We start from the raw sequence: 4463 nt of genomic DNA, 5'->3' as shown, positions 1-4463 counted from the left end.
GTCACGAAATCGATGTACTCGCTCCGCCGCGAACGGGTACGCACCAGCATCCGTCCCTGCTCGAACGCGTGGGCGTCGTAGATGCAGACGAACGGTTCTTCGGGTTCGCGCTCGAGCATGTAGCGCTCTTGGACATGTGCCATGCGCTGATACGCCAGCTCCGCCTCGAAGAGTTCGGCATCCTCGAAAAAGAGGGGTTCGGCGCGGGAAACGGTGCGATAACCGTCCGATTTGTCGAGATACTCGAATGTTCCCAGACCGGAGGTGTCGAGCCCCCCGAAGGAGGTGTCGCTGCGATAGACGATCTTTTTCGTCAGGTTGGTATGCAGCGACGCGTAGGCGTCGTCGCCGATCTTTTTTCGGATCAGCGCGTCGTTCTGAAACGCCATGAAGACTTCGACCTTCGCTTCGCGGAGCGTGTCGACGGGAATCTCCGTCTCCGGCAGGAGAATCTTCTGGGCCTCGTCCAGAAAGACGGAGATCGGCGTGACGCTCTCTTTGACGAACCGCACTTTCATGCGCTCGAAAAGCGTGGCCGTGAAGTGGGCCAGCACCGTGTCGGGGATTTCGCGGGTGTCGATGACGACGATGCCGCCCTCCTCCAGCGACCGCACGATGTCGAGGTCCGGCGCGTTGAACGCCGCGCTTCTGGCCATGACGTTGAGCGCCGCCGCGATGGTGAGGTGTACGCTCGTATAGGTGGAGTAGCGGTCCAGCGGCATCGAGGTGTATTTGTCGTGGATCTCCTCGAGATATTCCAGGTGTTCCATCAGCTCTTTGTACCGTTTCTGGAAGATAAGGTCGTCCATATATTCGAAGAGATGGGATCGGTAGAGCTCCTTCAGCCTCTCATGCAGGTCACCGTATCCCGCCGTGAAGAGTTTCATCGACTCCAGGGAGGCCAGCGCCTTTTCCAGCGACCTGAAGGTGGGGGGCATATCGTATCGGACCGTGGCGCGGCTGCCGCCTTTTCTGACTTCCAGCTCGAAATCGCAATCGATCTCGTGTTTCGCAAACGACGCCTTCAACGCCTGCACGAGCGTGAACAACCGCAACACGGGGACGAGCACGCCCAGTGCGCTCTGCCGCCAGAAAGCGTCCTCCTCCTTTTTCATGGAGATGACCCGATTGAGCATCTCTTCGATCTCTTTGGAGGACATCCCCTCGACGACATTGATCCTGCGGCCCCACGGCTGTCCGACGATGACGACCTTTTCGAGCTTCTCTTGGCGCAGGGCCAGCGCCTTGATCTTCGGATGGAGGTTGCCTTTGTAATCGTAAATCAGAACGCCGTGCCCCTTTTTTATACGCTCTTCGATGTTGGGAAGGATGGCCGAAGTGGTCTTGCCGCATCCGGTCTCGCCCACGATGGCGCAGTGGGTGAAGTCGGCCGGCACGAGGGGCGTCCGAAGAGCGGTTTCCCCTTTTGTATTCCGGGCTCCGGGGTGTTTTACCAGTCCTATCTTTTTCATGTCGAATCCTTTCGGTTGTGATCTTTGGGTGGCATTATGACGGCAAACGGGCACAACGATTGTGCCGATATTGGAGTGTAATTCCGGAAAAAAGGATTGAAATGGACGAAGAAAAAATCGCGCGCATCCAGGCACTTTACCTAAAGGAGATAAACAAAAACGGCGTCCTTCGGCCCGGTCCGCTGAGAAAGCCGCTGGAAAAAATCATACCCTCTCTGAACCCCGAACGGCTGCCTCGGGCCGACGATCCCGACTTCATCCATCTGCTCTGCGCATCGGGCGGTAGGGATAGCCATCTCCGGCAGATCGGGTATGCCGCCGTCAATCGCGACTTCTGCGAAACGCTTCGCAAAGATTTTGAAAGTTTCGGCGTCAGGCGCTTCGTGGAGATAGACGCCGGCTCCGGGTATCTGACCCTGCTGCTGAACCGGCTGGGTTTTGCAGGATACGGTTATACGCTAAAAGAGCACAACCGCGTTTTCGAGATCGAGGAGAGCCCCTACTACAAAGATGTGAAAAAGTCCGGGTGTCTGATCGACCGGGATATCACGACGCTCGTGTGCGAAACGGCGCCCGACCTGGTTTTGGCCTCCTGGGTGCCATACTGTGGCGGCGAAGAGGTCGTGACGTTTTTTGAAAACCAGTGGCAACGGGGGATCGAGACGCCCTATTTCGTACTCATCGGCGAAGAGCGCGGCGGCGCGACGGCGAGCGACGAATTTTTCGACTGGCTCGAGGCGCATTTTGACTACATCGGCTACAACGAAAGCTACCTTTCTTTTTTCGGCATTCGAGACAACTGCCTCTACTACCGGAAAAAAGGGTCGTAATCTCTCCGCAATTTTGAGGATTTCCCGACGGCACACCGATTGTGCCGTATCGCTCCTACAATGGCGGCATGGTTTTTCCTTCCCATCAAACCATACACCTTTTTCATTATTTCATTCAAAAGGAGCGCACATGCAGCAACGATATACCCTCGTCCTCGATTTTCTGAAAGAGATGACCGGCCGGCCCGACCTGTTCGACAATATCCGTTTCGTCTCCGAAGACCCCAAAACGACTTTTTTGAAAGAGATCGGTCTTTACGACGATCCTTTCTGCAGAACACACTTTCCCCATTATTACGAGGAGGATAACGCGGTCTTCCACGCCCATGCAAACGGCACTCTCTATATCCGGGACGACGACCTGTGGAAGAAAGGCGATGCCGAAGCGTTCTGCCGCCTGGCCGGTCTGACACTGAGCGCGGTGGCCCTGCGCCTGGCCGCGCAGGAAATCGGCGGGCATACGGAGGGCTCCTCGGCCGGTCTGATCGGCAGGAAATGCCGGGAACTTGGCCTCTCATCCGAGCGGATGGGACCGGATGGGCCATGCCGCCCCGGCGACCGTTTCAAAAAGCGGTGCGCCCAGGCGTACGAATCCTTCAGGGAACGATGGGGAAGGAACGGGGCCGTATCGGATACCTCCGTCGAAGGGAATCGCGATGAGTAGGCAGGACGAAACCCTTCGACGATTCGTCGTCCGGTACGGTCTCGATGCCGAGGGCAGACCGCTGGCGCCGGATATGGATACCGCGACGCTCTTTGAAAAATGCCGTGCCATCGTGTGCGACCAAGGCGCCGATTACGAAAGACACGGCAAGATCATACAAACCGAACTTCCCTATTCGCTGGAAAGACTCGAAAACCTCGTGCGTTTCGAACTGGCCCATACCGATGCGAGTTCTCTTCCGAAGCTGCCCGATGGGCTTGAAACTCTCGTGTGCAGATACAACATGCTGACAACTCTCGGCGAAGAGTTGCCCCCTTCGCTGACGCATGTCTACTGCGTGGGCAACAGGATCGTACAGTGGCCCAAGATGCCCGACGCCCTGGCCTACCTGAACATTTTCAACACACTCTCCCTCTCCTGTGAAAGCGTCGAGATCGGGCTCGCCGAGCCCGAAAGATTGCCGAACTCGTTGAGGGTGTTGATCCTGGGCAATCTGCCGTTGGCGAAACTTCCGAAGATGCCAGAAAACCTAAAGACGCTGCAGCTGTTTCACTGCGGCCTCGCGCATCTGCCAAAACTTCCGGAAAGCGTCAAAGAGATCGACATATACGAAAACGGCCTCACAAGCGTGTCCAACGACGAGAGTTTTTTCGAAGCGCCCTTTAGAAGGCTCTCGTCCCCTTCCATCCGAAAACTGTTTTCTAGAAAAGAGAGTGACGAAGAGCGGATCCGCAAACCGGCATAACAGCTCTCCGATCCGTTCCCGAAGAGAACTTCCAGCTAAAACCGGCTTTCAAAACATCTATACGTAGATATCTATAAGAGATCTGAAAACCGTTGGTATCCGGCAGGGACCACCCTTTCCATCTCATAAGACATTCTACGGTTGTCCCGGATATCATATTTCAACCCAGCTGATCGACTCTATGTTCATACAACCACCTCTCGATATCTTCCAGATTATAGAGAATCCGCCTGCCGATTTTAATAAATGGGATTTTACGGTTCATCCTCAGCTTTGCCTGATACGAAATCTTGATGCCCAAAGCATCCTCGAGCTCCCTGGGTGTCAGATATTTTGTCTTCATTTATTGTTCCTTCCGCATAGACGTCATATGCTATATGTAGATTTTTTGTGATCACAGCAGAATCATAAATCCAAAAAAAGGATTTTTGTCAGGTTTTTCCCTTTGGATTTGAAGAAAATCGCATCTTTTTCTAATGAATCATCCAAATTAAAAAAATGTTGCAAAAAGTATATTTTGTAGTAAAATGAAAGATTTTTCGCATATGTTTTCGTTGGGGACTTCTGGATACTATTGAAAAGAGACAAATCAAATAGCGAAGAGTTTGTGCCTGCAGAATTGTGAAAAAAGCATCTACCTCATTCCACTTATGGATTGTATTGAACGGGCAGGTTACAAAACCCCTTCTCTTGCCGGGCGAATGGCAGCGGGCTTTATCTGGTGGTCGCCGCCATCCATTCAGGGAACCTGC

Annotated in this window: 5 protein-coding genes; 3 read left to right on the top strand and 2 right to left on the bottom strand. The window is 53.9% G+C overall.

Annotated features, from left to right (window positions below; genetic code table 11):
* The coding region (locus Q1K23_RS08045) for a type IV secretory system conjugative DNA transfer family protein (RefSeq protein ID WP_300363667.1) at window positions 1-1472 on the bottom strand (1472 nt) is incomplete at its 3' end.
* 101 nt (window positions 1473-1573) lie between these two features.
* Here Q1K23_RS08045 and Q1K23_RS08040 point away from each other — a divergent pair.
* The 3 genes from Q1K23_RS08040 (at window position 1574) to Q1K23_RS08030 (ending at window position 3711) form a co-directional block, all read left to right on the top strand.
* Entirely contained in the window at window positions 1574-2302 is a 729-nt protein-coding gene (locus tag Q1K23_RS08040; RefSeq protein ID WP_300363665.1) for a hypothetical protein, read from the top strand.
* A gap of 130 nt (window positions 2303-2432) precedes the next feature.
* Window positions 2433-2966, top strand: a complete 534-nt coding sequence (locus Q1K23_RS08035) for a hypothetical protein (RefSeq protein WP_300363663.1) — start codon at window positions 2433-2435, stop codon at window positions 2964-2966.
* Window positions 2959-3711 carry a hypothetical protein gene (locus tag Q1K23_RS08030; RefSeq protein ID WP_300363661.1) on the top strand — a complete coding sequence of 251 codons (753 nt, stop codon included), beginning with the start codon at window positions 2959-2961 and terminating at the stop codon, window positions 3709-3711. Before Q1K23_RS08035 ends, Q1K23_RS08030 begins: the two co-directional genes overlap by 8 nt.
* 160 nt (window positions 3712-3871) lie before the next feature.
* Here Q1K23_RS08030 and Q1K23_RS08025 read toward each other — a convergent pair whose 3' ends face one another.
* Window positions 3872-4054, bottom strand: a complete 183-nt coding sequence (locus Q1K23_RS08025; RefSeq protein WP_300363660.1) for a helix-turn-helix domain-containing protein — start codon at window positions 4052-4054, stop codon at window positions 3872-3874.
* Between the last annotated feature and the right edge of the window lie 409 nt (window positions 4055-4463).

It is taken from the genome of Hydrogenimonas sp., from assembly GCF_029933015.1.
In the GTDB taxonomy this organism is placed as follows: domain Bacteria; phylum Campylobacterota; class Campylobacteria; order Campylobacterales; family Hydrogenimonadaceae; genus Hydrogenimonas.
The sequence above is the reverse complement of the archived record's forward strand: the minus strand, read 5'-3'. Positions and strand labels throughout refer to the sequence as shown.

Coding starts and splice junctions, on each gene's coding strand:
- Q1K23_RS08040 (WP_300363665.1), top strand. CDS start 1,574: ATGGACGAAGAAAAAATCGCGCGCATCCAGGCACTTTACCTAAAGGAG.
- Q1K23_RS08035 (WP_300363663.1), top strand. CDS start 2,433: ATGCAGCAACGATATACCCTCGTCCTCGATTTTCTGAAAGAGATGACC.
- Q1K23_RS08030 (WP_300363661.1), top strand. CDS start 2,959: ATGAGTAGGCAGGACGAAACCCTTCGACGATTCGTCGTCCGGTACGGT.
- Q1K23_RS08025 (WP_300363660.1), bottom strand. CDS start 4,054: ATGAAGACAAAATATCTGACACCCAGGGAGCTCGAGGATGCTTTGGGC.